Below are 22,396 nucleotides of genomic sequence, written 5' to 3'. Positions count from 1 at the left end.
TTCGGGTCGGGTCGGGGATCACGGGGCGGTCAGGCGGCTTCCGCGCCACGGCGGGCTTTACTGCGCTCTGCTTCGCAGGTCCGGCAGCGGCGCACCTTGGCGTGCCCGGCACCGCGCCAGCTGCTGGACATGCGGGTGTTCTCCGGCGTCCACTCGTGCCCGCTCGAGCAGTGCGTGGCCGGGGCTTTGCCGTAAGCGGCGCCCCGCCGGTCCGTGCCGCGGACCGGCGGGGCGGTCTCCGGGGCGAACCACAAGGCATGCAGACGCCGGCGGGCGGTACGGATACGGGCGACGAAAGCCGTGTAGCCGATACCGAGAGCATCGGCCGCGTCCTGGTAGTTGCCGTGCACCGCGAGCGCCATCACGGCGTCCCGGTAGAGGCCGGGCAGGGTGGGCAGGATCTGGCGGACGGCGAGACGCTCGATGAAACCGTCCTCGGGGTCGTGGTGGCGGACCGTCCAGTAGGTGACGTAGCGGGGCGCGGTCGCGACGCCGGTGGTGCCGTCGCGGTCCTTGAAGCCGAACGTGTGCCGCATCTCGCGGACTTCCGCGTAGATGGCCTGCCATCCGGTGCGCACCAGGTCGGTACGGGCGGGCGGATCGTCGCCGTCGGCGACAGCGAGGGCGTCGGCGATCGCGGACCAGGCGGTGTCGTAGCGGGTGCGGGCGTCGGAGGCCAGCGACCGGTCGGCGCTGCACGCGGCGACGGCCATGGCGTGGAGGTCGCCGAGCGTGAAGCCGTGGGCGACGTGCAGGTCGTCGGTCATGCGGCCACCTCGCCGTCGGCGGAAGTGACGGGCAGGGGGAAGTCGGTGACGGTCCGCGAACCTTCACCGGGCTGCGGGTGGTCGGCAGCGGAGCCGCTGCAGCCCGGCATGCAGCACCAGTGCCGGCCGAGGTACGTCGCGCCGCCGGGGGCGACCAGGGCCATGGCGGCGAGACCCCGGGCCAGCTGGTTGAACGTGCTAGCACAGTGCTGGCCCCCGAACAGCAGCACGTCACCGCGCGAGCCGACAATGCTGGCTGCCTCACGGGCGATGGCGGCGAGCGCCTTGTCGGGACAGTCCCATAGTTCGGCCATGGCCAGGGGGACGGCGAGGTCGAGGGTGTCGGCAAGGACCGACCGCTGCACCTCGGACGCCACCCGCTCGCTCTCGCGGGACATCAGGCCTCCATTCGGGTCGAGTTCGGGGCCAGCACTCCGGCCGTGGCGTGCTGCTCGATGTACCGCTGGGCGGCCTCCGGACCCTCGAAGCGGGCGAGAGTCCGGCCGATCGCGGCAAGGAACGTGGACGCCCTCTCACGGGCGCCAGCAACCAGCTCCGGCGCGGGCGGGTTCGCGACGATCGACAACTGCAGGGCGCGGTCCGCCTCCAAGTCAGCGATCAAGAGGCGGTGGAAGGTGGTCATCGCTGCGCCTCCTCCGGCGCGGCGTGCACGGAGAACCGGTCGTCGGGGTGCCGGATGATCCAGTCGTCGAAGAACGCCACGACGCGCGTCTCGCCCTCGCCGATCCGCAGACCAACGACCTGCAGCTTCCCGTCGACCTCCTGCCAGTAGCCCTTGGTGAAAACCCACGGGCGCAGACGGTCGATCTGGTCGGCGACGCGGGCGATGCTCCGGGGCGTCAGCTGCCACGTCTTGCAGCCCGCAGCCTCCAACTCGACGAGCGGAGCACAGTTGGGGCACTCGTCGCGGACGTCGGTCAGGTTGCCGTGATCGTCGACATCCCAGTCGGCGACATCGCCCAGCTTCTGGCCGCAGCCGTTGCAGCAGCGCTTCAGGTGGAACGTCGTCGAGCCGTCAGGGTTCAGGCGGTCCGGGGTGGTGGTTCGGATTCGAGTGGTCATCGGTCTTCTCCTTCGTCGGGTGCGGGCGTTTCGAGGCCGAGTTGGACGGCGGCGAGGTGGACGGCTTCGCGTATCGACAGGTCGCCGTCGGAGGCTGCGCGGAGGGCCAGCGCGCGAATGTGGAGGTCGTCGGCGAGGGCGAGTTGGGCGGGGCTGAGGTTGCGGATGCGGCCTTTGGGGCGCCGGGCCGGTTCCCACCGGTCGTCGGGGTGTGTCTCGGTCACGGGTCCTTCTCGGGGCTGTCGGAGGAGGCTCGGGGCCGCTCGGTCGGGTTCGAGGCTCTGTGCGGCTCCCTGACGGCCTAACGGACCCCCCGGGTGCCGCTCGGTTCCGGCTGGGCCGGTTCGGGAGCTCCTGGGCGGCTTCTCGCGGCTCCTCGGGTGCCGTTTGCGGGAGAGGGAACGTCCAGCGACACAACAGGAGCCTGCTTTAAGGTGGTTCGCACCGGTTCACCGGAAGGCCGTGCGAGCCACCGCTCCCACAGCGCGCGGATCCCCGCCTCCCCGACCCGCTCCCCCACCGGCCGGACCGCATCCCGGCGCACGCACACCCCGAGCGGCACAGGCGTCAGGTCATGCAGCACCAGCCGCGCCCACGGCGCCAGTTGCCGCAACCGGGCCACGCCGCGGCCGTCGAGGTTCGTCCGGTCGGCCACCACATCCCGGCCCGCAGCCAGGTGCTCGGCCACCTCCGCCTCGAACTCGATCTGCACCGCCAGCCCCGGCCCCGTGTACGGATCCCACGACGACGGACACTGCGGCCACACCCGGCGCCGGTGAGCATCCAGCTCCACATGCACGGCCCCCGCCGCCGCCAGACCGCGGGCCAGCGTCGACTTGCCCGAGCCAGGCAGGCCGCGCGGCAGATGCAGCGTCACCACGGCGCGCGCGGGCGACCCGACCGCGTACCGGTCCCCGCGCGGCTGCGGCGGCCGGGCTTCAGCGGGCGGCATCAGGCGGCCTCGTTTTCGACGAGGCGGAGTTCGGGCTTACCGGTGCCACGGCTTTCGAGGCGCTCCAACTCGGCTTCCAGAGCGGCGACGTGGGCGGCCTGCTCGACGGCAGTCCACCGGGCCGACTGCACGGTGCGGCGTGGCACCACAGATTCCGCGTGGCCGAACGTCCCGGTCGGCAGGGCCTCGGCCATCAGCCGGTCGTAGGCGCTCACGCGGCAGTCTCCTCGGCTTCCTGATAGCGGCGGGCGTGGACGGTGGCGCGGGCCCAGCCGTCGTCGTGGCAGTCGATGCCGGGCTCGACCTGGCAGGCCGGGCAGCAGGCGGTCGTCTTCGCCCACTCGGAGATCCGTTGCGGGTGCGGCTCGGTCTTGAACCCGTTGCGGGTGCGGAGGCGGCACGGCTTGTGGGCGGCGGCCCCACAGTGCGGGCACGGCACGGAGCGGGCGGGGTGGGCCTTGGCACGCATCCAGTGACGGAGCTGCTCAGGCATCGGAGCACCGGCGTGCAGGGTCATCGCGGACCTCCGTTCAGGGCGCGCGCCATGGCGAGCACGTGGTCGACGAGGACCGAGGACCACGTGCCTTCCTCGGTATGCCGCGCGCCGAGCAGCAGCAGATCAACGAGGGGCTGCTGAAGGGCGTCAGCCGAGAGGCGAATCTCGGCAGGGCTGAAGTCGGCGAGCTCGGCTGCGGCGCGGATCTCTTCGGCGGGTGTCATCGGTTCTCCTCGGTGTCGGCGCTGGGGCAGTTGCCGCAGTCGCAGGGCTGATCAGGTCGGTTGATCTCGTTGCTGAGGTGCCGGGCGGCGGCCCGCCACGCTTCGGGCGGGTAGCTCCACTCCGGCGGCGGACCGGGCGACGAGGTGCCCGGCGGCCACTCGCCAGGCCGGTGACCGGGAGGCGGCGGGGGCGGCTTCTTCGGCGGTTCACGACGGGCACGCCCGATGTCGACCTGCGCCCGCATCAAGGCCCGCAGCTCGCTGCTGCCTTCACCGCGCACGGCACGGATGTCGGCGGGCTGGATGCCGCCGTCGTCAGGGATCCGGGCATCGCTCACGAAGCGGCCTCCTCGTCGACGATCACGGCGTCGGGTATGTCGTCGGCTTCGCGGGCCAGGTGCTGCGCGGACCGGGCTTTGATCGCCCGCTCCTGCTCGAGGCGCTCCGCAGCAGTCAGCTCTGCTTCGCCGCTGGCGGCGCGGACGCGGGCATGGTGTGGGCTCAGGCGCGGCTTGCCCATCGGCTGCTTCTCGGAGCCGCCGGGGCCCTTGCACGGCCTGCCTATCGCCGCCTGGCACTGCTCCACCGGGCATTCGACGCCGAGCGGTCCCGATCGGCGCACGCTGTCGATCAGCTCGGCCTCGACCGGCTCCTCGTCGGAGTCGGGCACGTCGCGGCCGACGTTCCAGCCGCGGGCTTCGAGCTCGGCGGTGAACCCGCGGGCCGGGCCACCCTCGAGCATCGGGGCGCTCGAGGGTCCGGCGACGCGGCCGGAGGCGATGGCCTGTACCTGGCCCTTGTAGCGAACCAGGTACTCCGGCACCGTCTCGTCCGGCAACGGCTCGTACTGGAAGTTCTCCAGCCGCGCCGAGCGGATCTTTGAGCGGAGCGTGCGGACATGGTGCGGCAGGATCCACAGCTTCGCGTCGGGATCCTTCGGCGGAGTCGTGTAGTAGGCGGCGACGGCGGCCCGGGTGTCGTGGTCGAACGGCAGGTCGGGCAGTGCGGCGGCCCACGACTTGGCGGCGGCCACGGACGGCTGACGGTTGTCGAAGCCGGAGCAGTGCGCGAGGAGTTCGGCAGCCTCGTCTGCATTCATGCGGGGTCTCCTTCCTGGCGGAGTTGTTCGGCGATGGCCATCCAGCCGGCAACCTTGGCGTCGGTGCCGACGAGAGGCTGGTGCTGGAGGCGGACGACGTTCCCGCCGGGCGTATCGAGGGCGACGGGGGCGCGCATGGCGTGCCAGCCGTCGTAGAACCAGCGGCTGCTGAAGATCGGCCTGGTGGCGCTCTGTTCGGCCTTGAGTGCCTGCTCGACCATCAGCGGGATGCCGAGGCGCTGGATGTCGTTGAGGGTGCGGATCATGTCGTCGCCGTAGAACTTCCACGGCACGTTGATTCCGGCGCCGCTCATGGCGTCCTGGAGGCGGGTGATCTCGTCAGGGAGCCGGGGCTCTTTGGTGCTCCGGACGGCAGGAAGTCGATCTTCTTTCGTTGCCGGGTAGTTGTGGTGGTTCTCCTGACGGTTCTCTGACGGTTCTATTGATGGTTCCCCCGCAGATATGACGGGGTTTCCGTGCTCAAACGACGGGGTTTCTGTCGCAAACGACGGGGTTTCCGTCGCAAAGTGCGGGGTTTCTGTGGGCGATACCCCGTCAGATGTGCGGGGTTTACCGGCGGTAACCCCGTCAGATGTACTGGGATACTCGCCAGTTACCCCGTCAGATGTGCGGGGTTTGGGGACGATCCGATAGCGGTTCCGGACCCTTCGCCCACCCCCCTCCTCGACCTCCAACTCCCCTATCTCGACGAGCTTCGCGATGCCCTTCTGGACGGCCCTCGGCGACAGCTTGGCCCGCTCGCAAAGGTCATCAATCGACGGCCACGCGAACCCCGTATCGTCCGCCCGATCCGCCAGCGCGAGCATGACCAGCCGGGCCCCGTTGCGGGACTCGGACCGGGCCCACACCCAGTTGGTGACCTTGATGCTCACGGGATCTCTTCTCGGTGCGCAGGAGCGGGGAGAGGGGCGGGGCAGGCCGTGACCGGCCCCGCGGTACGGCTACTTCGGGAAGGGGAAGCGCTCAGGCGTGGCCCCGCCTGGCTTGAACCGGAGAAGGCGCATCTCGTCGCCGTCCCGGTATGCGTCCCACGCCTTGATCACGAAGGCGAGGAGCATGTCTTCCGGTACTCGCCCCTGACTGTCGGCGGCCTCCGCCGCGCGCTTCCGCAGCGTCCAGACGGGGTGGTACTGCTCCAGCCCGACCCCGGAACCGAGGCGATCGAAGAACCAGGTGGTGTCCTCCATGTCGATACGGGAGAACACCCAGTGCGTCAGGCCAAGCACCGAAGCGGGGAGGCGTGTGGGCTTGCGCAGGGAGGCAGCAGCTGAAGCAGATACCCGCACGTCCGGGTGCTCGAGCAGATAGGTCAGGCACTCGGTGTTGGTCGGTGTGTAGGCGCCGCTGTTGCGGTACTGGCCCATCTCCCACATAAGCGCCCGGCGCAGCAAGGAGCCGAGGATGACGGAGTTCGTCTCTCCCCGCAGGTGGAGGGCGTCGGAGAGCGTGCGCTTCCGGCCGTCGTCCATGGTTTCCTGGCTGCGGTTCTCCAGGCCGGTGACGACGAGCATCTTGACCGTCACGCCGGACAGGGCGATGGCCTGCAGTCGGTGCTGGCCGTCGAGGAGTGTGCCGTCCTTGGCGAACTTGATGGACTCGCCGTTCTCGGCCCAGTTCCTGGACTCCATGTCGCGGGCGTAGGCCATCACGGCCTTCTCGCGCAGGTTGCGGTTGTGGGTGTTCTGGGCGAGCCACTTCTCGGCGAGGTCGGGGGTCACCTCCATGACCTTGTACTGGGGTCCGCGTGCGGCGGGTACGGTTGCTTTAGGCATTACTGCTCCTTCTCGATGGAGTTGGCGACGTCGGTCAGGGCGTCGCTGATCTTGTGGAGGCTCGTCGCCCACCAGCGGCGGGCCTCTTCGCTTGCCTCGGCCGCGGGGAGGTTCATGGCGGTGACGAGGCGGGTGGTGTGCTCCAAGGCGCCGAGGAGTTCGGGAACTTGGTGGTGGGTGGTCTCCCGGTTCTTGGCGAACCGGTCGTCTTCGGTGAGCCGGGCGAGGCGCTCGGCGGCTCGGGTGAGGTCGCGGCCTGCGTCGGTGAACGCCTCGGGCAGCGGGCGCCGCTTCTGCTTCGGCGGTTCCGGGCGGGCGGGCTCGTCGACCAGCTCGGCCTCGACGACCTCCTGCTCGAGGGGCGTCGAACGAGAAGCTGGGCGCTCACGACCGTCGAGGGACAGCACCGTGGAACCGACTGAGGAAAATTCCTCAGTTGCAGCCCGGTCGGTAACCACGGTCTTCTGATCAACGCCGACGGCGGCTCCGATGGCGCGGCTGGACATGCCAGCGGCGGACATGCTGGCGACGATCTCGCGGCGCTGGTCTCGCGGCAGTTTGACGCGGTGCTCGCCGAACTCTCCGTCGAGGTACGCGTCCCACGTGTCATAGCCGAGGGCGAGCCAGTCCTGGGCGGCGTAGGCGGTGATGACGTCGGTCTGCCATTCGGCGAGGACGCGCATGCCGGTACGGATGCGGTCGGCTCGGCTGCGGGCTTCTTCTGCGGTGGACGCCTGGACGATCTCGTTCACGCGGTCCTCCTCTCTGGTTGCGGTGCGGATGGGTCTGCGGGTGGTGTCCGGGTCAGGGCCCGGCGCGGCTCCGGCGGCCGGTCACGCGGCGGCCTTTCGGGCGTCGGTGCGGGCGGTGCGGCATGGCGGGCAGAGGGGGACGCGGACTCGGTAGTGGATGCGGTAGCCGTCGGGGGTTCCGCACCAGCCGGTCCAGTCGGGCCATGCGTCGGGGTTGTCGATCTGGTCGTCGTCCCACGCTCCGGGTGGCGCCCACCGGCGGTCGGCGGCGAGGGTGCGGGCTTGTTCGGCCCAGCGGGCGGGTACGCCGTGCTGTTCGGGGTCCAGCCGCCACAGTTCGTCGTAGAGGCCGTTCACGGTGCGGGCTGTCGAGGCGCAGACGAGTCCGCGGGTCATGGTTCCGCCGAAGTTGGCGCGGTCCACGCCGAGTCGGCGGGCGAGTTCCGACTGGCTCCAGCCTTTGGCCACGAGGGCTTGCAGCCGGCGGCGGGTGCCGGTGCCGTCGATGGGGACGCGGGAGCCCAGGTGTTCCAGGGCTGGCTCAACGGCCAGGATCGCTTGGGCGTTCTTCGGCAGGAGCCGTTTCGACGGGGCCATCCCGCGCCTGGGGTCTCCGTACAGCAGCTTGGAGACCGATCCTCGCGGCACTCCTGCGATCTTCGCGAGCCGCATCCAGCCGATGCCGAACTCGGAGAGCGCTTTGACGTGGGTGCGGACAGGTTCGGCGTCGACGTAGGGATGCCACCGTCCGTAGGCGATCGCACGAGATCGGTTGGTGTCGTAGGCGCTGGCCGCGTCGCAGCATGTGCGGCAGCGGCACTTTTCCAGGTGGTACTTCGCGTTGCCGTGCGGGCGGCCCCCCGGCGCGGTCACGCGGCGGCCTTGGTGCTGCCGGTTCGGCGGAGGCGGTTGTCGGCGTCGGTGTTGGCCTGTCGGCAGGCCGCGTCGATGGGCTCCTTCAGCCGGACGTGACGCTGATAGCCGGATCGAGTGCCGCACTGGGCCGGTTGCCGCGCGACCTTGGGCTTCGTCGACTGCGCGGGCGGTGGGGTGCGGTCGCGGCGGGTTCCGGAGCGGAGTTCGAGGACGATGTTGCGGACCGTGGTGTAGGCCACGTCGAGCCGGTCTGCAATCTCGTGCTCGGAGAGGCCGCAGCCGTCGAGGTGTTCGACTTCCTCTCTGCGGGCGGTGGCCAGTTCATTCCGGCTCATCCGTTGCACGTCGGGAGACCAGGGTTCCGTGGCCGGGTCGTCGATGGTGTCGTCATCCCAGGCGCCGACGGGTGACCAGCCGCGGGCCGCCGCGTGGTTGCGGGCCCGGCTGTAGGCCTGATTGCCGACGCCGTGCTCGAGAGGGTCGGCGCGCCATAGCTTGTTGTAGAGGGCTTGCACGGCGAGGGCTCGGCGGACGAGGACGTGTTCGCAGCCGATCATCATCGCGAAGTTTCCGGGGGTCATGTCGAGCCGGATGGCTAGCTGTCCTTGCGGCCATCCCGCGGCCACCAGGGCGTGCAGGCGGCGTCGGGTCCCGGCTGAGTTGATGAGCGTGGACGGCGCGAGGTTCTCCATAGTCGGCTCGACAGCGAGGACGGCGACCGCGAATTCGGGGCGCACCTTCTCCTGCGGTCCGGTTCCGCGCTCGGGCCGGCCGACGAGCAGCGCCTGGAGGCGCTTGCGGTTGACGTTGGCGCGGGCTGCGATGGTGCGCAGGCCCATGTGGCAGGACTGGAGGGTGCGCACGTGGACGCGCACTGGCTCGGCGTCGGCCCAGGGCTGCCAGGTTCCGGCGGTGATCGCCTTGGTGCGGTTCTCGTCATACTGGCTGCGGGCAATGGCGCAGGGGTAGCAGCGGCATCCGTCGAGCCGGTATCGGGCGTAGCCGTGCGGCCGGTCGCTCATGCCGCCGCCTCCTGCGGTGAAATGCGTCCGCGGGCGCGGGTGACGGTGCGGACGTGGCAGCCGAGTTGGAGTGCGATCTCGGCGGTGCTGTGGCCTGCGCGGGTGAGGCGGGCAACTTCGGCAGCGTCGATCTCGGCGGGGCGGCCACGCCTGTCGACGTACTCGTCGACATCGGGTGTGGCCTGCGGGTCATCGACGGCGTCCCAGGCGAGGGGTCCGTGCCAGCCCTCGGCAGCTGCCCGCCGTTGGTTCTTCCAGCTGGTGCCGCGGGTGGTGATGAGCTGCCGGTAGGCGCGGTCGACTGCGGCTGCCCGGCTGCCATCGATGACGGTCCAGCGGCCGTCGGCTAGCAGGCTGATTCCGGCGGTGCTCAGGCCGGTCAGGGTGGCAATGGTGTGCCGTGAGTGGCCGAGGGAGTACAGGGCCCGGACGCGGCGGATGGTGCCAATGGCCGGGCGTTCGGAGATGTTGTCGAAGTGGCTGGGTTGCACGGCGAGGATGCGTGCGGCGACGTCGTGACGGCATGCCTGGCTGCGACCGTTGATGAGGTAGGTGATGGTGCTTTGTGCGACGTTCGCGTAACGGCCGATGAGGATGCGGCTCATGCCGCTGTCGACGAGTGTCTGGATGTGTGGCAGGAGTTCGGCGCGGGGGATCATGTTGCGTTCGCCGCGCAGGAGGCGCCGTTCGCGGGCGATGCCCGCCTGGCGTTGGCCGCGGACGCAGTCGTTGCATCGGCATCCGGGGCGTCCAGTCCTGGTGCCTCGGTAGCGGGCTTCGCTTCCGTGGGGCGGGATGGGCCGGGTGGTCATGACTTCTCCTGCCTGGGCTGCTGGATGTCGGTGATGGTCTGGTTGGCGCGGGTGAAGGAGGCGCCGATCCGGTCGAAGGCGGCCCGTCCGAGGGAGATCACGACCCAGGCGGCGAAGCCGAGGACGATGACGAGGGCGGCACCCATGACCGCGGCCACGCCGTTGGCGATGGCGGTGTAGGTGGCGATCAGGTCGAGCGCGTCTTCCTTCACGTCCGCCTCCTGACGGCCCAGCGGACGGTTTCGATGGCGGCGGCGAGGACGACCGCGGCGGGGTAGATCCAGACGGTCATGCGGCGGCCCTCCTGGCGGCGGCGGTGCCTTTCCAGGTGCGGACTCCGCTGTGGTGGGCGGTGGGCCGGTCGGAGCAGGCCCATCCGGCGGTCCGCACGTAGCCCTCCTCACGGAGGAGCGTCATAAGCCGCCCCCAGTGCGCCTGGGGATTCGGGGGCGCCGGGAGGTCGTGGGCGTCGGCGATCTCGTAGCAGGTGAAGACACGTCCCGTTGCTGCGGCGTCTATGAAGCGCGGCCGGACTTCGGCGAGCCACGTCTCGTAGTCCTCCGCCTGCCGCTGCGTCCGCGTCTTGGTCGGGGCGGGGATGCTGCCGTCGAGGGCAGGCTGCACGGTCGCGGTCATGACGCGTCTCCCGTCGGTGCGTCGTGCTGCTGCAGGTCGAACAGCGCCTCGTGGGTGAGTTCGATCTCGATGCGCTCGACGGCGGTGTCGGCTGCCGCCTTCGCGTCGTCGGGGCACAGCCAGCGGCCGGACATCATCCAGCCCTGCTGTGTGATCTCCCGGCGGAGGCGCGGGCTCATCTCCGGCTTGTCGAGGCGCATTTCGTACTGCTCGTCGGCGTCGTAGTCGTAGAAGTGGACGGTCTGCGTGCAGCCGCGGGCGTCGCATGCGACGACGTACACGGTGAGCGGGCGGTAGGTCACGACGCGTCCTCCTCGATCTGGTCGAGGGCGGCGCGGATGATGGCGGGCGCCGGGTTCCAGAGCTGCTGGCGTCCCTTGGTGAGCACGGGCTCGGGCAGGGCGTGCACCCCGGCGAGTTGCCAGTGGTAGACGTCCGGCTCACCCCACGGCGCGCAGCAGCCGTCGGCGACGTGAATGTCGGCGAGGGTGGCGGTGGCGATGATCGCGCCCCGGTAGTCGGGCCAGGAGTGGAGAGCGGCCAGGTCGGAAACCGTGCGCCCGGCGGTCTGGTCGTAGGCGCCACCTGCGTGGATGAGGATCGGGCCGCGGTAGCGGGTAGTCCAGGTGCGGTTCTCGGTCCGCTTCGTGCTGTGGGCGATCGCGTCCGCCCAGGGCTGCTTGATGGTCAGTGCCTTCATGACGTGGTCTCCTTGGGAGGGAGCCGCCCGCGCTAAGCCCGCGGGCGGCTCGATCGTGTGCGGGCTAGTCGACGAGTTCGCCCTCGATCGGGCCCTCGTCGGCGGGGTCGTAGTCGTCGAGCGCGTTGGCGGTGGGCGGGAGCGGCGGGGCGTCGGCGAGGCTGGGCGTCTCCGCGGTGATTTCGGCCTGGGCGCGGAGCTGCTCGCGCATGTACTCGGCTGAGGTCGGCACCCACTTGGCGAGCTGGCGGACCGCGGACTTGAGCCACATGGATTCCTCGTTGGTGTTCCACGGGCTGTACTCGGAGTTCTTGGAGTCCGACTTCGCCTTGATCTCCATGACGCGGTGCTTGTTGAGGACGACGACCTTGGAGACGGCGCCGTCCTTCATGACGGCGTAGGCGTACACGCCGACGAGGGGGCCGCGGTCGGCACCGAACCAGTCGATCTCGTGGACGGGCTTGGCGTCTCGGCCAGGCACGTAGCGGAAGGTGTCGTTGGCGCGGACCGACTCGACGATCACTGTGGAGGCGGCGCCCGCGCGGTAGATGAGCTCGACGATGCCCTGGTAGCCGACAATTCCTTGGATGACCTTGCGGCCGCTCTTCTTGCGGGGCGTCAGGTAGAACTGTTCGGTGCCGGGTTCCAGGCCGAGGCGCGCGGCGGTCTTCAGTTCGCGCAGGAAGACGCCGACGTCGTTGGCAGCGGCCTGCTCGAGGTCTTTGTTGCCGCGGATGGCGCCGACGGCGAGACGAATCCATTGGTTGGCGTTGACGTGGGAGGGGACGAGAGCGGCGTACTCGCTGCGGTAGGTCTCGATCTGAGCTGCAGGGCCCTGATCGCGGGTGGCGATGGCGTTGCTGATCTGGCTCATGCGGCGGCGTCCTTGCTGGTGTAGGGGCTGAGGCTGTGGGTTTTGCCGTCGCGGACGGTGCGGTAGGCGATGCGGCGTTCACCAACGACGGCCCGTTTGCCGGTGCCGATGTGGTCGAGGAGGACGCCCTTCGCGGCGGTCAGCTCGGTCTTGACGACCGCCATCTGCTGCTGCGCGATCTCGTACCGGGCTGCGTCTTCGAGAGGGACTTCGACGTCGATGTCGTCGAGGCCGTCGGGCTGGACGCGGATGGTCTGGTAGGTGGCGTCGGCGCCGTCGATGGGCGGCCTCACGCTGTTGCGGACGTCGTCGAGGAATCGGTCGGCCGCATCGCGGAGGATCTTCGCTTCGGTGGCGTCGTAGTCGACGGTGTATTCGCGGTAGTCGAATCCGCCCACCAGCAGTGCGACGTGGCAGGTGGTGAGGCCGAGTGTGTCGAGCTGCCACTGGATCTGGCAGCGGTAGTGCACGGGGATTTCGTCGCTGCCGGACGGCCCCCAGCCTTCGCCATACGGGCTGGTCTTGACCTCCAGCAGGGAGTCCACGGTGTCGGGGACGGTGAACTCGTGGGCGGGCGGCCCGAGGACGAGCCGGTCGGGGGTGGCGCGCTGCCACTCACGCTCGCGGTGCTGCCATGTTCCGGCCGCCGTGGCGAGCATGCCGGGGTGCTCTTCCTCCCACTTGAGGGCGACGGCGTCCTCGAGCCGGACGCCCCACTCGACGGCGGGGGTCATCTCGAACGGCGGGGTCTGCAGGCCCGACTTCTTGTGCCAGAGGCTGAAGCGGGACATCCACGGGGACAGGCCGACGACAGCGGCGATCTCGGTGGCGGTGACGGTGAGCCCGGCGCGGGCCTCGTCCCAGGCAGCCGTACCGGGGGTGAGGTAGCCGATGTGCAGCCCGGACGGGGTGTAGCTGGTGCGTTCAGTGGTGCTCATGTGACTCCGTTCTGGGTGTGAAGGGTCGGACCCGCCGCCCCGGGACCGGGGGGAGGTAGGGGCGGCGGGCCCTGGGTGCCGCGGAGCTGGCCGGCTGCTCGACGCGGCGGCTATGGGGTGGTTGGTGCCGGGCTCGCTGGTCGCTGTCCATCCGGCGAGCCCGGCGGTCTAGGCGGCGTTGCCCGACCGGCACGCCCAGGGCGAGCAGCCATCGGGGTCGCCTTGTTCGAGTTCGGCGTCGGCGATCTGCCCGAAGATGTCGGTCTGCTGCTTGCCCCACTCGTGGGCGGTGACGCGGTCTATGGGGGCCTGGTCGAGCGGGAGGCGGGAGCGGTGAAGGTAGGCCTCACCCAGGAGGGGCTTGCCGCGGGCGTTGCCGCGGGCGTTGCCGCGGGCGTTCCCGGCGCGGATGGAGTGGTCGAAGTCGACGGCGTCCGCCCACTCCTGCGGGTGGTGATCTCGTAGTTGGCGCCACTGCGCATTGCCGTGGAAGGGGCATCCGATGCACGCGCTCTTGGGGGTGGACTCCCAGCCGTTGGCCTTCAGGTAACGGAGGCAGTCGTCGCGGGTCCAGCCTTCGCGGCCGTCAGCGGCACCGGCCAGGTCGAGGAGGGGGAAGATGCTCTTCAGGTAAGCGATGCCTGAGTCCTTGGCGCGTCCGAACTCGTCACGGGAGATGCCGATCCACTGCTCGGCGAACAGGCCGCGCGGCACGGGCCTGGGGTGCGGGCAGCCGAGGAGGAGGCGAACCTTCTTCTTGATCGGCTTCAGTTTGTATTCGGCAGTGCACTGCCTGCGGGTCATGCCGTCGCCGCCGTCGGGGTTCTTGATGAACAGCGGCATGCTGGCGAAGCGGTGCGCCGGGTCAAGGGCGTCGCGGCGGATGTTGCCCGCCGACACCCGGTAGATCGGAATGCCTGCAGACTTCGCAACCTCGGCTTCCAGACGGTCGAGGTGCTCGTAGACCGCGGCGGGCTCCCAGCCGGTATCACTGAAGATCGCACCGTCGAGTCTGGGCAGAACGCCATCCGCTGACAGCATCAGGAGCGTCGTGGACTGGACACCAGCGCCCAGAGACAGCAGACGCAGACTGGGCTCCTTCATGACGCCACCCCCTCGGCGGCCTGGCCCCAGCTGGTCTGCCGGACGATGCCGGGGTTGGTGACCGCGGCTTGCGGGGAGGCGTGCAGCGGCAGGACGGGGATGGCCGTGGCGCAGTGGCGGCGGATCTCCTCGCCGTCAAGCTCCTGCGTCTTGGAGATGACGTGTTCGGCTTTCACGCCAACGTCGATCTTGCGGTTGAGGTCGTCGATCTTCCGGTCGCGCAGCAGCACGATTGCCTCGAGGTGGCGGATCTGCTTCCGGGCGGCGCGCAGGTCTTCGCGGGCGCCGGACAACTCGATCCCGGCCGCATCCAACTGGCCTTCGAGGCGCGTGCGTTCCGCGGTGAGTTCGGCGATGAGGGTCTGCTGGGCGAGCCCGATGCAGATCGCTTCGTCGAGCTCGGCCCGCAGCTGCGCGGGGGTTTTGCCGCGGTGGCGTCCGATACTGCGGGCGCGGGTCAGCATGCTCATCGATGGCTCCCCGGGTGGTTGGCGCGGATGTGGTGGATCTGCGCGAGGACCACGGCCGCGTGGACCTGACCGGCGAAGATGGTGACCAGCAGCCACCACGCGTGCGGGTTCATGAGACGGCCTCCGGGTGGAGGTCGTCGGGGATGTCGATGTGTCCGGCGAGGATCGACTCGATCAGCCCCCGGTCGGTGATCCAGGCCGGTACGCGGCGGGGCTTGAGGCCGACACCGGCGAGGAGGTCAGGCAGGACGATCGGCGGTGCGGTGTCGGGCATCGGCGGCAGCTCGTCAAGGACGGTCCGCTCGGGGAGCAGGGCGGTCACGACGCCTGCCTTTCCTGCCAGTGGCGGAAGTTGGCGTAGCGGGCGTGGACCTTCGCGACATGGTCGAGGTACTCCTCCGTCGTCCACGGCTTGGCGCTGTGGGCCCGCCGTCCCCACTCCTGCTCGACGGCGACCAGCGACTCTTCTTCCAGGTCCGCCAGTGGGCGGCCCGCGACCATGGCGGTCATCACGCCACCGCCCTCAGCTGGGCCTTCTTGGCGGCGGCTTCGGCGAGCAGTGCGGCCGCCCGGTACAGCACCTCGGGTGAGGCGTCGTCGATGTTGATCGCGGCGGCGGTTCCGAGGCCGAGGCAGGTGTGCCCGTCGTGGACGTCGAGCACGATGTCCTCCGGGATACCGCCCAGGATGATCACGGCCTGGCTGACACGGGTCCTGCTCATGCGGCACCTCCGGGGCGCGCGTCGGTGGGCTGGCTGTAGTCCCGGCCGAGCAGGTCGGGGTCGATGTCGAAGAACGCGTGCCACTGATCGAGGTGCTGGCCGTCCGGGTTCGGCACGGCGGCGTGCGCGCGGGCGCTGATCGCCGCAACCTCGGCCTCGACATCGGCGAGCGGCACGTCCAGGGCGGCGATGTCGCGGGGGCGGATCGTCGTCATGACATCGCCTCCTGGTCACCGGCGCCGCCGTACAGGAACTGGAACAGGCTCTGCTGCAGGTCCACGAAGTCCAGACCGTTGGCGACCTTCGGGTATCCGTGCTGCTCGAGGACTGCCGCTACATCGACGGTGAGACCGAAGGTGAAGCGGGAGTCGTCCTCCGGGACGGGCTGGATCGGATACTGGCGAGTGGTCATGACGCGGCCTCCTCGCCGGCCGTGGCGGTCAGGACGGTCGCGGAGTCGCCGCCAGCAGCGGTGCGGATATGTGCCACCCACCCCGGTGCGGACCGTCGGGCCTGCTTCTCTGCGTGATCGCACACCGCGTGCACAGCGGCCAGGCGGCGGCCCAGGTGCGCCGTCTCCGCCCGCAGCCGGTCACGGTCGGCGATCACGTCGGCGAGGAGGTCATCGACGTCCTCGATCCGCTTACGCAGCAGGGCGTTGTCCGCCACCAGGAGGGTCAGCCGGTGCTCCAGCTCGGCAGCCGCCTCGGCTCCGCGATTCACCCCACGCAGCCCGGACCGGTTCTCAGCGGTCATGACGCCACCTCGCCGTCGGCGAGCTGGTCCTGGCAGCCGGGGCACAGCCCGCTGATCCGCCACTCCGCCTGATAGCGGGCCGCCTCGACGGCGTCCCAGAACACGCGCGCCGTGCCGTCCTCGTCGACCAGCGGCTCACCGCAGCCAATCGGCGGGCGCAGACACCGCTCCTCCGCCACCGCATCGGCCGTAAGGTCGCCGCCGGACAGGGCGGCCAGGAAGGTGGAGATGTTCATCGCTCGTCACCGCCGTCCAGCGCCTGGGACTGCAGGCGCTCCAGCTCTGCGAGCACACGCGCCAGCTGGGCACGCCCAACCAGCACCTCAGCGCCCGGCTGGCGGTCCACCTCGCCCATCAGCGAGGTCACGTCGAACGCCTCCAGCAGCGACTCGGCCTCCCGGGCGGCGTAACGCTCCTGCTCGTCCCGCTCGAACTCCTGCACCGACCAGTACGCGTAGAACAGGTCGTTCAGAGCCGTCTCCTGCTCCTCGGCGTGCAGCCCCTCCCAGGCGCGGCGGCCGATCAGTGTCGGCTCGAAAACGTGTGGGGACTCGTGCTGCAGACGGCACTGCGCCTGCTCGAACAGAGCCCGGAACGGGGTGTACGACTCCTTGGCCAACTCGGCGGTCAGCTCACGGAAGAAATCCTCGGTCGACGGCTCGGGCTGCTGCCCACCGTCAGGGGTCTGGGATGATGAAGGCACGATCTGCCTCGTCTCTTCAGGGATGATGAGAGGTGGGTCGTAGGCCCCGGCTGCCGGTGTGTGAGAGCCCGGCGGTTGGGGCCGCATGCCGCCCTAGGCGGCGGACTTGGCGGGAGCCTTCTTGAACGGCTCGATCGCGCTCAGTTCGTTCGTGCGCCGGATGTCCTCGGCGGTGAACGTGATCTTCCCGCCGTCCTTGTGGCAGTAGATCTCGTGCTTGTACGCCTTCTGCCGGATGTTGCGAGCGCTCCAGGGCAGCCACTTGTTGGCGGCCACCTCTTCCGGTGTGTACCGGCGGAGCGGGTCGATACGGGTGGGGTCGAGAGCCGTGGTGGGGGGAGGCTCGGGCGTTGTCACGTCTTCTCCTCGGTGGCTGATGGCATCGACCGGGACCTTCAGGCCGTCTGCGATGCGCTGGAGGGTGCCGCTCGCTGAGGTTCGGACTTCTCCGCGCTCGATCCGCGAGAGGTGGCTGCGATCGAGCCCGATGCGGCCGGCGAGCGATCGCAGGCCAAGGTTCTGGCCTTTTCTGATGTCCCGGATTGCGGTGCCGTTCGGTCTCACACCATCAAGATAGGCATGCGTGCCTACCTACACAAGGCTTCATGCCTACTTTTCTAGGCTCGAACAGGCGTAGCAAACTATGCGCCATGCACCAGAGCGCTCATAGTGCGCCCCTGTTGTGCAACCACTGCCTACTTGTAGTCTCGAAAGTAGGCAGGTCAAGCATGTATGGGCAGGCATATGCGGTTGCACGCACGTGCTGCATGATGAGGAGTCATGGATCGCGACTGGAGTCGACTGGGCGCCAAGCTGGCGCACGCCCGCAAGGCCGTGGGGCTCAAGCAGCCCGAGATGGGCGAGCGCATCGGCGTGGGGCGCGCCACCATTCAGAAGATCGAAGCGGGCACGCCCTTCAAGAACATCACGCCTGCCATTCGCGACTACGCGGAAGCCGTGGGCTGGACCTACGACTCGGTCGTTCGCGTCCTCGGCGGCGGCGAACCGGAATCGGTCGCGCCGCCAGCTGCCGATGACGGTTCACCGCGAGGGCTTTCGCCAGCCGTGGAGATGGAGCTCCGCTCCGGCAGGACGCTCGACTCCACGGTCGTGCATATCGGCCCGGAGAACGCCGACGCGCGGATCATCGTCGTCCTGAAGGGTGACGTGGACATCACCGAGGAGGAGGTTGAGCAGTTGATGACGGACTGGCGGCGCAAACGTCGTCATCTGCAGAGCGTGGCAACGGACCCTGACGCCTCACCAGATACTTAGAGATCCTTTTTGCACTTCCGGTGTGCTAGATCCCGCCATGTGCTTTTATGCCCAGACACCACCGAGGGGGGCCACTGCTCGGAGTGGGGTAGGCATGAGCTTGAGCATGCAGGTTGAACGGGTCGGGGGACCGTATTTCGAGCCGAAGATCGTGGACTGGGACACCGGCTGCGCCTGGGTCTTCCACGTCTCGGACATCACCGAGGACGGCGCCGCATACTTCACCAAGGCCATGACGAACCAGGCTCGCAACTGGGGCGTCCGCGGCCCCGGCGTACCGCTGGGCCCGATCGTCCCTGTGCGAATAGAGCGGGAACCGGACCTGCCGGATGTCATGGCCTTGCACGTCGACGACGGGGTCGACGAGATCACGTACACGGTCGACGAAGAGCTCATCACCGAGCGCGCTGCGGAGGTCATCTCCCGCAAGCTCACGGAGCGGTCGCCCTACTGGCTGCGGCGCCCCGACAAGCCGGGCAGCCAGTACGGCGACGCCGGCTGACAGGAACCAAGGGGGTAGCAGTGGCCTACGCCGAGAAGGTCTACAAGGTCCGGGGCGGGAAGACGACCAAGCAGTTCACGTGGCGGTCTCGCTACAAGAGGCCTGATGGCACGTGGGGCAGCGAGCCGGGGTTCCCAACGAGGAAGCTCGCGGAAGAGTGGGGGGAAGTGCAGGAGACGGCCGTCCGGAACGGCCGCTGGGTCGATCCGGATCTCGCCCGCAAGCCGTTCGGCGTGTTTGCCGAAGAGTGGATGAAGGCGCAGCGCCCGCGGGGTCAGACGACGATGAACCGGCGCGAGCGGCTGAACGCCACGATCCTCCCGCGCTGGCAGCACGCCCCGCTCAACACCATCAACTGGTTCGAGGTCGAGGCTTGGGCGCGGACGCTGCCGTGTGCGCACAGCACGACCCGCACGTGCGTGGGGATCATGTCGCGGATACTCACCGGGGCTGTTGACGCTCAGCATCTGAGCGTCAATCTCCTGTACAACCGCAAGCTCACCGGCCTCACCGCAGAGACCGAGGGAAAGCGGAAGACGAAGCCCGAGAACATGTGGGCACCCCCCGAGGTCGTACTCCAGATGGCCCGACGCCTCGGGCCCACGAACGGCCTGCTCGTCATGACAACAGCCTTTCTCGGGCTGCGTCTTGAGGAAGTGCTGGGGCTGCGTCGCTGCAACACCCTCCTGAGCCGGAACCAGAAGCACAGCGGCGGCCTCTTCACTTGCCCTGTCGTCCGGGTCGACAAGGAGACCGGGGCACTGGTCGAGTACTACACCTACGACGATGACGGCAGGCGCAGCCTGTTCCGCGGCCTGGAACCTCCGAAGAACCCGCAGAGCGCACGCGACGTCGACGTCCCGCCGTTCCTTGCCGACCGCCTGCGCAATCATCTGGCGGAGCAGGGGCATGAGCACGTGTTCACGGCGCCTCGGGGCGGGCTGTGGTGGCGCACGGCATGGCAGCTTCGGGTCCGGCAGGCAGCGGACGGCAGGCAGCCGGCGCCTGGGTCCCGCGGTGCGGCGCGTGTGGCAGCGTGGGACCCGATCATGCCGGGCCTGGATATGCGTGCGCTGAGGCATAGTCACGACACCTACCAGGCGGAGATCGGCGTGAAGCCGGTGCTGGCCTACGAACAGGCGGGGCACAAGTACCCTGGCATCAAGGGGACCTACCAGCATCCGACACCGGAGATGCGGCGGGAGCGACTGGACGGGCTCCAGGGTCTGTACGAGCGGGCCATGACCAGCCTCGGCTGGGAGAAGATCTGGGAATTGTGATCTCCCAAATCTCTCCTAAACGATCAGTTCGGTACGTGCCGATATCCAGCCTCGTGGACTAGTTCGCAGGTCAAAGCCTCTAGCGCCCGACGGATGACCCGATACAGGATGTCCGCATGTCAGACACGAAGACCCCGCAGCCGAACGCCGGCCCCCTGCCCCGCGCCGTCGCCGACACCTACGTCGATGAACTCATCGCCCTCGACCCCATCACCGGTACGTATCTCGGCGTCAAGGAGAGCCACAGCAAGCTCCCCGACGGCTCGCCCGAAGGGCAGGAGGCCCTCGCGCGGCTGGCGCGCACGACCTTGGCCCGGCTGGATGAGGCGGAGCGCAGGCCCGGCGCGGACAGTGAGATCGAGCGGCGCTGCGGGCGGCTGCTGCGCGAACGTCTGACCGCGCAACTGGCCGTGCACGAGGCCGACGAAGGGCTGCGTTCCGTCGGCAATCTGCACACGCTCCCGCATCAGGTGCGCGGGATCTTCAACGTGACCCCGATGGAGACGGCGGAGGACTGGGCCGCGATCGTCGAGCGGCTGCGCGCCGTGCCGACCGCGCTCGACGGCTATCGCGCCTCGCTCGAACTCGGCCTGGAGCGCAAGCTGTTCGCGCCGCCGCGGCCGACCGCCACGTTCATCGGGCAGCTCACCGAGTGGGCGGGCGAGACCGGCGGCGCGGCGGGCGGGCGCGGCTGGTTCGAGGACTTCGCGTCCGCCGGGCCGGACACGCTGCGCGCCGACCTGGACGCCGCGGCGCTGGGCGCCACCGCGTCCGTGGTCGCCCTGCGCGACTGGATGCGCGACGTCTACGCACCGGCGGTCGAGGGCGCCCCCGACATCGTGGGCCGCGAGCGCTACGCCTGCCTCGCCCGCGAGTGCAACGGCGCCGACCTGGACCTGGACGAGGCGTACGCGTACGGCTGGTCGGAGTTCCACCGGCTGCTCGACGAGATGAAGACCGAGGCCGAGAAGATCCTGCCCGGCGCGGCCACGCCGTGGGTGGCACTCGCCCACCTGGACGAGCACGGGGCCCACATCGAGGGCGTGGACGAGGTCCGGGTCTGGCTGCAGGAGCTGATGGACGAGGCGGTCGACGCCCTGCACGGCACCCACTTCGAACTCGCCGAGCGGGTACGGAGGGTGGAGTCGCACATCGCCCCGCCCGGCTCCGCCGCCGCCCCCTACTACACGGGCCCCTCGGAGGACTTCTCACGCCCCGGACGCACCTGGCTGCCGACGATGGGCGACACCCGCTTCCCGGTTTACGACCTCGTCTCCACCTGGTACCACGAGGGCGTGCCGGGCCATCACCTGCAGCTCGCCCAGTGGGCGCACGTCGCGGACGACCTCTCCCGCTACCAGGCGACCGTCGGTCTCGTCAACGCCAACGTCGAGGGCTGGGCGCTGTACGCGGAGCGGCTCATGGACGAGCTCGGCTTCCTCACGGACCCGGAGCGCAGGCTCGGCTATCTCGACGCGCAGATGATGCGCGCGCTGCGCGTCATCGTGGACATCGGCATGCACCTGGAGCTGGAGATTCCCGCGGACTCGCCCTTCCACCCGGGCGAGCGCTGGACACCGGACCTCGCCGAGGAGTTCTACGACGCGCACTGCAGCAGGCCCACGGAGTACGTGGCCAGCGAGATGACGCGCTATCTGACCATCCCCGGCCAGGCCATCGGCTACAAGCTGGGCGAACGCGCCTGGCTGCTCGGCCGCGAGAACGCCCGGCAACGGCACGGCGCCGACTTCGACGCCAAGGCGTGGCACATGGCCGCCCTGTCACAGGGATCGCTGGGCCTGGACGACCTGGTGGACGAGTTGTCGAAGCTCTGAGAAGACATGCGTCGAGGCCTGCTGCCGCGTTCCCCTCTCCCTCAGCAGCCGCAGTCCTCGGCGCCGACCGGGGCCGTGAGCGCGTCAGGGGCGCGCCGCTCACGGCCCTCCCACGTCTCGAACTCGAAGCCCTCGCGCGCCCAGTACTCGAATCCGCCCAGCATCTCCTTCACCCGGAAGCCGAGTTGGGCAAGGGCGAGCGCCGCGCGGGTCGCGCCGTTGCAGCCGGGGCCCCAGCAGTAGGTGATGACCGGCACCGCCCTGTCGAGCAGCGCTTCGGCCTGGGCGGGGACCAGGGCGGTGGGCAGGTGGACCGCGCCGGGGATGTGCCCCTGGTCCCAGGACGCCGTGGAGCGGGTGTCCACCACGACGAAGCCGGGGTCGCCTTCGGCGGCGAGCGCGGACGCCACGTCGGAGACGTCGGCGTGGAAGGCGAGACTCGCCCCGAAGTACGCGACGGCCGCGGCCGGTGATGTCGGCGGGACCCGCAGGACGGGGCTCTCGATCAGCGGCGTGTTCATGTCGGTCGTGGCGTTCACGGCGGTCGTGTTGTTCATGGCGGTCATGTTGTTCATGGCGAAAAATCTACGGGCGGCGGCGCGAGGCCTGAAGGCGCGATCCCCGGCGACCCGTCGACCTCACCGTCGAATCCCCGGTAAGGGGCGACAGGAGTCGGGCATACGGCGGCGGCCCGACATCTCCCAATTTCGGGGCTGGTCCAGACC

Annotated in this window: 39 protein-coding genes and 1 pseudogene; 4 read left to right on the top strand and 36 right to left on the bottom strand. The window is 69.5% G+C overall.

Translation table 11 applies throughout. The features are described 5' to 3' along the window. Positions 1-29 precede the first annotated feature (29 nt). The 35 genes and pseudogenes from ABZ953_RS06615 to ABZ953_RS06445 form a co-directional block, all read right to left on the bottom strand. Positions 30-767, bottom strand: coding sequence for a hypothetical protein (locus tag ABZ953_RS06615; protein WP_361717736.1), 738 nt, complete (start codon positions 765-767; stop codon positions 30-32). Beyond that, positions 764-1,165, bottom strand: coding sequence for a hypothetical protein (locus tag ABZ953_RS06610; protein ID WP_361717733.1), 402 nt, complete (start codon positions 1,163-1,165; stop codon positions 764-766). The genes ABZ953_RS06615 and ABZ953_RS06610 overlap by 4 nt, the downstream gene beginning before the upstream one ends. Further along, positions 1,165-1,410 (bottom strand): hypothetical protein, encoded by a 246-nt coding sequence (locus ABZ953_RS06605; protein ID WP_361717730.1) that lies wholly within the window; start codon positions 1,408-1,410, stop codon positions 1,165-1,167. Before ABZ953_RS06605 ends, ABZ953_RS06610 begins: the two co-directional genes overlap by 1 nt. Further along, complete coding sequence (locus tag ABZ953_RS06600; RefSeq protein WP_361717727.1) at positions 1,407-1,850, bottom strand: hypothetical protein; 444 nt, start codon at positions 1,848-1,850, stop codon at positions 1,407-1,409. The genes ABZ953_RS06605 and ABZ953_RS06600 overlap by 4 nt, the downstream gene beginning before the upstream one ends. Then, the gene (locus ABZ953_RS06595; protein ID WP_361717724.1) at positions 1,847-2,074 is read right to left on the bottom strand and encodes a hypothetical protein; all 228 of its coding nucleotides are present in this window, start codon (positions 2,072-2,074) and stop codon (positions 1,847-1,849) included. Before ABZ953_RS06595 ends, ABZ953_RS06600 begins: the two co-directional genes overlap by 4 nt. 77 nt (positions 2,075-2,151) lie before the next feature. Next, complete coding sequence (locus ABZ953_RS06590; RefSeq protein ID WP_361717721.1) at positions 2,152-2,802, bottom strand: AAA family ATPase; 651 nt, start codon at positions 2,800-2,802, stop codon at positions 2,152-2,154. Then, positions 2,802-3,017 carry a hypothetical protein gene (locus ABZ953_RS06585; RefSeq protein ID WP_361717718.1) on the bottom strand — a complete coding sequence of 72 codons (216 nt, stop codon included), beginning with the start codon at positions 3,015-3,017 and terminating at the stop codon, positions 2,802-2,804. The genes ABZ953_RS06590 and ABZ953_RS06585 overlap by 1 nt, the downstream gene beginning before the upstream one ends. Beyond that, positions 3,014-3,319 carry a hypothetical protein gene (locus ABZ953_RS06580; RefSeq protein WP_361717715.1) on the bottom strand — a complete coding sequence of 102 codons (306 nt, stop codon included), beginning with the start codon at positions 3,317-3,319 and terminating at the stop codon, positions 3,014-3,016. Before ABZ953_RS06580 ends, ABZ953_RS06585 begins: the two co-directional genes overlap by 4 nt. Next, entirely contained in the window at positions 3,316-3,522 is a 207-nt protein-coding gene (locus tag ABZ953_RS06575; protein WP_361717712.1) for a hypothetical protein, read from the bottom strand. The genes ABZ953_RS06580 and ABZ953_RS06575 overlap by 4 nt, the downstream gene beginning before the upstream one ends. Further along, positions 3,519-3,860, bottom strand: coding sequence for a hypothetical protein (locus tag ABZ953_RS06570; RefSeq protein ID WP_361717709.1), 342 nt, complete (start codon positions 3,858-3,860; stop codon positions 3,519-3,521). Before ABZ953_RS06570 ends, ABZ953_RS06575 begins: the two co-directional genes overlap by 4 nt. Next, entirely contained in the window at positions 3,857-4,621 is a 765-nt protein-coding gene (locus ABZ953_RS06565; protein ID WP_361717706.1) for a hypothetical protein, read from the bottom strand. The genes ABZ953_RS06570 and ABZ953_RS06565 overlap by 4 nt, the downstream gene beginning before the upstream one ends. Further along, complete coding sequence (locus ABZ953_RS06560) at positions 4,618-5,514, bottom strand: helix-turn-helix domain-containing protein (protein WP_361717703.1); 897 nt, start codon at positions 5,512-5,514, stop codon at positions 4,618-4,620. The genes ABZ953_RS06565 and ABZ953_RS06560 overlap by 4 nt, the downstream gene beginning before the upstream one ends. A gap of 69 nt (positions 5,515-5,583) precedes the next feature. Then, on the bottom strand, positions 5,584-6,414 hold the full coding sequence (locus ABZ953_RS06555; RefSeq protein ID WP_361717700.1) for a hypothetical protein: 831 nt from the start codon (positions 6,412-6,414) through the stop codon (positions 5,584-5,586). Beyond that, positions 6,414-7,166 carry a hypothetical protein gene (locus ABZ953_RS06550; RefSeq protein ID WP_361717697.1) on the bottom strand — a complete coding sequence of 251 codons (753 nt, stop codon included), beginning with the start codon at positions 7,164-7,166 and terminating at the stop codon, positions 6,414-6,416. The genes ABZ953_RS06555 and ABZ953_RS06550 overlap by 1 nt, the downstream gene beginning before the upstream one ends. A gap of 81 nt (positions 7,167-7,247) precedes the next feature. After that, positions 7,248-8,039 (bottom strand): hypothetical protein, encoded by a 792-nt coding sequence (locus ABZ953_RS06545; protein ID WP_361717694.1) that lies wholly within the window; start codon positions 8,037-8,039, stop codon positions 7,248-7,250. Continuing rightward, positions 8,036-9,064: a hypothetical protein gene (locus ABZ953_RS06540; RefSeq protein WP_361717691.1), complete on the bottom strand. Its 1,029-nt coding sequence runs from the start codon at positions 9,062-9,064 to the stop codon at positions 8,036-8,038. Before ABZ953_RS06540 ends, ABZ953_RS06545 begins: the two co-directional genes overlap by 4 nt. After that, positions 9,061-9,876: a helix-turn-helix domain-containing protein gene (locus ABZ953_RS06535; RefSeq protein WP_361717688.1), complete on the bottom strand. Its 816-nt coding sequence runs from the start codon at positions 9,874-9,876 to the stop codon at positions 9,061-9,063. The genes ABZ953_RS06540 and ABZ953_RS06535 overlap by 4 nt, the downstream gene beginning before the upstream one ends. Further along, positions 9,873-10,088 carry a hypothetical protein gene (locus tag ABZ953_RS06530; RefSeq protein WP_361717685.1) on the bottom strand — a complete coding sequence of 72 codons (216 nt, stop codon included), beginning with the start codon at positions 10,086-10,088 and terminating at the stop codon, positions 9,873-9,875. The genes ABZ953_RS06535 and ABZ953_RS06530 overlap by 4 nt, the downstream gene beginning before the upstream one ends. A gap of 76 nt (positions 10,089-10,164) precedes the next feature. Next, positions 10,165-10,512, bottom strand: coding sequence for a hypothetical protein (locus tag ABZ953_RS06525; protein WP_361717682.1), 348 nt, complete (start codon positions 10,510-10,512; stop codon positions 10,165-10,167). After that, on the bottom strand, positions 10,509-10,814 hold the full coding sequence (locus ABZ953_RS06520) for a hypothetical protein (RefSeq protein WP_361717679.1): 306 nt from the start codon (positions 10,812-10,814) through the stop codon (positions 10,509-10,511). Before ABZ953_RS06520 ends, ABZ953_RS06525 begins: the two co-directional genes overlap by 4 nt. Further along, positions 10,811-11,212 (bottom strand): ASCH domain-containing protein, encoded by a 402-nt coding sequence (locus ABZ953_RS06515; protein ID WP_361717676.1) that lies wholly within the window; start codon positions 11,210-11,212, stop codon positions 10,811-10,813. Before ABZ953_RS06515 ends, ABZ953_RS06520 begins: the two co-directional genes overlap by 4 nt. A 64-nt stretch (positions 11,213-11,276) precedes the next feature. Then, positions 11,277-12,086 (bottom strand): recombinase RecT, encoded by an 810-nt coding sequence (locus ABZ953_RS06510; protein ID WP_361717673.1) that lies wholly within the window; start codon positions 12,084-12,086, stop codon positions 11,277-11,279. Next, complete coding sequence (locus ABZ953_RS06505) at positions 12,083-13,024, bottom strand: lambda-exonuclease family protein (protein WP_361717670.1); 942 nt, start codon at positions 13,022-13,024, stop codon at positions 12,083-12,085. The genes ABZ953_RS06510 and ABZ953_RS06505 overlap by 4 nt, the downstream gene beginning before the upstream one ends. Positions 13,025-13,192: 168 nt before the next feature. Next, the gene (locus ABZ953_RS06500) at positions 13,193-14,128 is read right to left on the bottom strand and encodes a hypothetical protein (protein WP_361717667.1); all 936 of its coding nucleotides are present in this window, start codon (positions 14,126-14,128) and stop codon (positions 13,193-13,195) included. Further along, entirely contained in the window at positions 14,125-14,598 is a 474-nt protein-coding gene (locus ABZ953_RS06495; protein ID WP_361717665.1) for a hypothetical protein, read from the bottom strand. The genes ABZ953_RS06500 and ABZ953_RS06495 overlap by 4 nt, the downstream gene beginning before the upstream one ends. A 109-nt stretch (positions 14,599-14,707) precedes the next feature. Beyond that, a complete protein-coding gene (locus tag ABZ953_RS06490; protein ID WP_361717662.1) occupies positions 14,708-14,920 on the bottom strand; it encodes a hypothetical protein in 213 nt (70 codons plus the stop codon). After that, the gene (locus ABZ953_RS06485) at positions 14,917-15,108 is read right to left on the bottom strand and encodes a hypothetical protein (RefSeq protein WP_361717659.1); all 192 of its coding nucleotides are present in this window, start codon (positions 15,106-15,108) and stop codon (positions 14,917-14,919) included. Before ABZ953_RS06485 ends, ABZ953_RS06490 begins: the two co-directional genes overlap by 4 nt. Continuing rightward, on the bottom strand, positions 15,108-15,320 hold the full coding sequence (locus ABZ953_RS06480; protein WP_361717656.1) for a hypothetical protein: 213 nt from the start codon (positions 15,318-15,320) through the stop codon (positions 15,108-15,110). The genes ABZ953_RS06485 and ABZ953_RS06480 overlap by 1 nt, the downstream gene beginning before the upstream one ends. Beyond that, positions 15,317-15,535, bottom strand: coding sequence for a hypothetical protein (locus tag ABZ953_RS06475; RefSeq protein ID WP_361717653.1), 219 nt, complete (start codon positions 15,533-15,535; stop codon positions 15,317-15,319). Before ABZ953_RS06475 ends, ABZ953_RS06480 begins: the two co-directional genes overlap by 4 nt. After that, positions 15,532-15,732 (bottom strand): hypothetical protein, encoded by a 201-nt coding sequence (locus ABZ953_RS06470; protein WP_361717650.1) that lies wholly within the window; start codon positions 15,730-15,732, stop codon positions 15,532-15,534. Before ABZ953_RS06470 ends, ABZ953_RS06475 begins: the two co-directional genes overlap by 4 nt. Next, positions 15,729-16,076 (bottom strand): hypothetical protein, encoded by a 348-nt coding sequence (locus tag ABZ953_RS06465; protein WP_361717647.1) that lies wholly within the window; start codon positions 16,074-16,076, stop codon positions 15,729-15,731. Before ABZ953_RS06465 ends, ABZ953_RS06470 begins: the two co-directional genes overlap by 4 nt. Then, complete coding sequence (locus ABZ953_RS06460) at positions 16,073-16,312, bottom strand: hypothetical protein (protein ID WP_361717644.1); 240 nt, start codon at positions 16,310-16,312, stop codon at positions 16,073-16,075. Before ABZ953_RS06460 ends, ABZ953_RS06465 begins: the two co-directional genes overlap by 4 nt. Then, a complete protein-coding gene (locus ABZ953_RS06455; RefSeq protein ID WP_361717641.1) occupies positions 16,309-16,779 on the bottom strand; it encodes a hypothetical protein in 471 nt (156 codons plus the stop codon). The genes ABZ953_RS06460 and ABZ953_RS06455 overlap by 4 nt, the downstream gene beginning before the upstream one ends. 93 nt (positions 16,780-16,872) lie before the next feature. After that, positions 16,873-17,136 carry a hypothetical protein gene (locus ABZ953_RS06450; RefSeq protein WP_361718269.1) on the bottom strand — a complete coding sequence of 88 codons (264 nt, stop codon included), beginning with the start codon at positions 17,134-17,136 and terminating at the stop codon, positions 16,873-16,875. A 33-nt stretch (positions 17,137-17,169) separates the two neighbouring features. Continuing rightward, a pseudogene (locus ABZ953_RS06445) lies at positions 17,170-17,343 on the bottom strand (helix-turn-helix transcriptional regulator); the annotation flags it as partial. A 216-nt stretch (positions 17,344-17,559) separates the two neighbouring features. On the opposite strand from ABZ953_RS06445, the gene ABZ953_RS06440 reads away from it, so the two are divergent. The 4 genes from ABZ953_RS06440 (at position 17,560) to ABZ953_RS06425 (ending at position 21,671) form a co-directional block, all read left to right on the top strand. Next, positions 17,560-18,054, top strand: a complete 495-nt coding sequence (locus tag ABZ953_RS06440) for a helix-turn-helix transcriptional regulator (protein ID WP_361717638.1) — start codon at positions 17,560-17,562, stop codon at positions 18,052-18,054. Positions 18,055-18,160: 106 nt separating this feature from the next. Next, complete coding sequence (locus tag ABZ953_RS06435) at positions 18,161-18,556, top strand: hypothetical protein (RefSeq protein WP_361717635.1); 396 nt, start codon at positions 18,161-18,163, stop codon at positions 18,554-18,556. A gap of 20 nt (positions 18,557-18,576) precedes the next feature. Beyond that, positions 18,577-19,836 (top strand): hypothetical protein, encoded by a 1,260-nt coding sequence (locus ABZ953_RS06430; RefSeq protein ID WP_361717633.1) that lies wholly within the window; start codon positions 18,577-18,579, stop codon positions 19,834-19,836. A gap of 116 nt (positions 19,837-19,952) precedes the next feature. Beyond that, on the top strand, positions 19,953-21,671 hold the full coding sequence (locus tag ABZ953_RS06425; RefSeq protein WP_361717630.1) for a DUF885 domain-containing protein: 1,719 nt from the start codon (positions 19,953-19,955) through the stop codon (positions 21,669-21,671). Between the two features lie 41 nt (positions 21,672-21,712). Here ABZ953_RS06425 and ABZ953_RS06420 read toward each other — a convergent pair whose 3' ends face one another. Next, the gene (locus tag ABZ953_RS06420) at positions 21,713-22,192 is read right to left on the bottom strand and encodes a rhodanese-like domain-containing protein (RefSeq protein ID WP_361718258.1); all 480 of its coding nucleotides are present in this window, start codon (positions 22,190-22,192) and stop codon (positions 21,713-21,715) included. Positions 22,193-22,396: the final 204 nt, after the last annotated feature.

This window comes from Streptomyces sp. NPDC046465, from assembly GCF_040646035.1.
Lineage (GTDB): Bacteria > Actinomycetota > Actinomycetes > Streptomycetales > Streptomycetaceae > Streptomyces.
The sequence above is the reverse complement of the archived record's forward strand: the minus strand, read 5'-3'. Positions and strand labels throughout refer to the sequence as shown.

Coding starts and splice junctions, on each gene's coding strand:
- ABZ953_RS06615 (WP_361717736.1), bottom strand. CDS start 767: ATGACCGACGACCTGCACGTCGCCCACGGCTTCACGCTCGGCGACCTC.
- ABZ953_RS06610 (WP_361717733.1), bottom strand. CDS start 1,165: ATGTCCCGCGAGAGCGAGCGGGTGGCGTCCGAGGTGCAGCGGTCGGTC.
- ABZ953_RS06605 (WP_361717730.1), bottom strand. CDS start 1,410: ATGACCACCTTCCACCGCCTCTTGATCGCTGACTTGGAGGCGGACCGC.
- ABZ953_RS06600 (WP_361717727.1), bottom strand. CDS start 1,850: ATGACCACTCGAATCCGAACCACCACCCCGGACCGCCTGAACCCTGAC.
- ABZ953_RS06590 (WP_361717721.1), bottom strand. CDS start 2,802: ATGCCGCCCGCTGAAGCCCGGCCGCCGCAGCCGCGCGGGGACCGGTAC.
- ABZ953_RS06580 (WP_361717715.1), bottom strand. CDS start 3,319: ATGACCCTGCACGCCGGTGCTCCGATGCCTGAGCAGCTCCGTCACTGG.
- ABZ953_RS06575 (WP_361717712.1), bottom strand. CDS start 3,522: ATGACACCCGCCGAAGAGATCCGCGCCGCAGCCGAGCTCGCCGACTTC.
- ABZ953_RS06565 (WP_361717706.1), bottom strand. CDS start 4,621: ATGAATGCAGACGAGGCTGCCGAACTCCTCGCGCACTGCTCCGGCTTC.
- ABZ953_RS06555 (WP_361717700.1), bottom strand. CDS start 6,414: ATGCCTAAAGCAACCGTACCCGCCGCACGCGGACCCCAGTACAAGGTC.
- ABZ953_RS06540 (WP_361717691.1), bottom strand. CDS start 9,064: ATGAGCGACCGGCCGCACGGCTACGCCCGATACCGGCTCGACGGATGC.
- ABZ953_RS06535 (WP_361717688.1), bottom strand. CDS start 9,876: ATGACCACCCGGCCCATCCCGCCCCACGGAAGCGAAGCCCGCTACCGA.
- ABZ953_RS06525 (WP_361717682.1), bottom strand. CDS start 10,512: ATGACCGCGACCGTGCAGCCTGCCCTCGACGGCAGCATCCCCGCCCCG.
- ABZ953_RS06515 (WP_361717676.1), bottom strand. CDS start 11,212: ATGAAGGCACTGACCATCAAGCAGCCCTGGGCGGACGCGATCGCCCAC.
- ABZ953_RS06510 (WP_361717673.1), bottom strand. CDS start 12,086: ATGAGCCAGATCAGCAACGCCATCGCCACCCGCGATCAGGGCCCTGCA.
- ABZ953_RS06505 (WP_361717670.1), bottom strand. CDS start 13,024: ATGAGCACCACTGAACGCACCAGCTACACCCCGTCCGGGCTGCACATC.
- ABZ953_RS06500 (WP_361717667.1), bottom strand. CDS start 14,128: ATGAAGGAGCCCAGTCTGCGTCTGCTGTCTCTGGGCGCTGGTGTCCAG.
- ABZ953_RS06495 (WP_361717665.1), bottom strand. CDS start 14,598: ATGAGCATGCTGACCCGCGCCCGCAGTATCGGACGCCACCGCGGCAAA.
- ABZ953_RS06485 (WP_361717659.1), bottom strand. CDS start 15,108: ATGACCGCCATGGTCGCGGGCCGCCCACTGGCGGACCTGGAAGAAGAG.
- ABZ953_RS06480 (WP_361717656.1), bottom strand. CDS start 15,320: ATGAGCAGGACCCGTGTCAGCCAGGCCGTGATCATCCTGGGCGGTATC.
- ABZ953_RS06475 (WP_361717653.1), bottom strand. CDS start 15,535: ATGACGACGATCCGCCCCCGCGACATCGCCGCCCTGGACGTGCCGCTC.
- ABZ953_RS06470 (WP_361717650.1), bottom strand. CDS start 15,732: ATGACCACTCGCCAGTATCCGATCCAGCCCGTCCCGGAGGACGACTCC.
- ABZ953_RS06465 (WP_361717647.1), bottom strand. CDS start 16,076: ATGACCGCTGAGAACCGGTCCGGGCTGCGTGGGGTGAATCGCGGAGCC.
- ABZ953_RS06460 (WP_361717644.1), bottom strand. CDS start 16,312: ATGAACATCTCCACCTTCCTGGCCGCCCTGTCCGGCGGCGACCTTACG.
- ABZ953_RS06440 (WP_361717638.1), top strand. CDS start 17,560: ATGGATCGCGACTGGAGTCGACTGGGCGCCAAGCTGGCGCACGCCCGC.
- ABZ953_RS06435 (WP_361717635.1), top strand. CDS start 18,161: ATGCAGGTTGAACGGGTCGGGGGACCGTATTTCGAGCCGAAGATCGTG.
- ABZ953_RS06425 (WP_361717630.1), top strand. CDS start 19,953: ATGTCAGACACGAAGACCCCGCAGCCGAACGCCGGCCCCCTGCCCCGC.
- ABZ953_RS06420 (WP_361718258.1), bottom strand. CDS start 22,192: ATGAACACGCCGCTGATCGAGAGCCCCGTCCTGCGGGTCCCGCCGACA.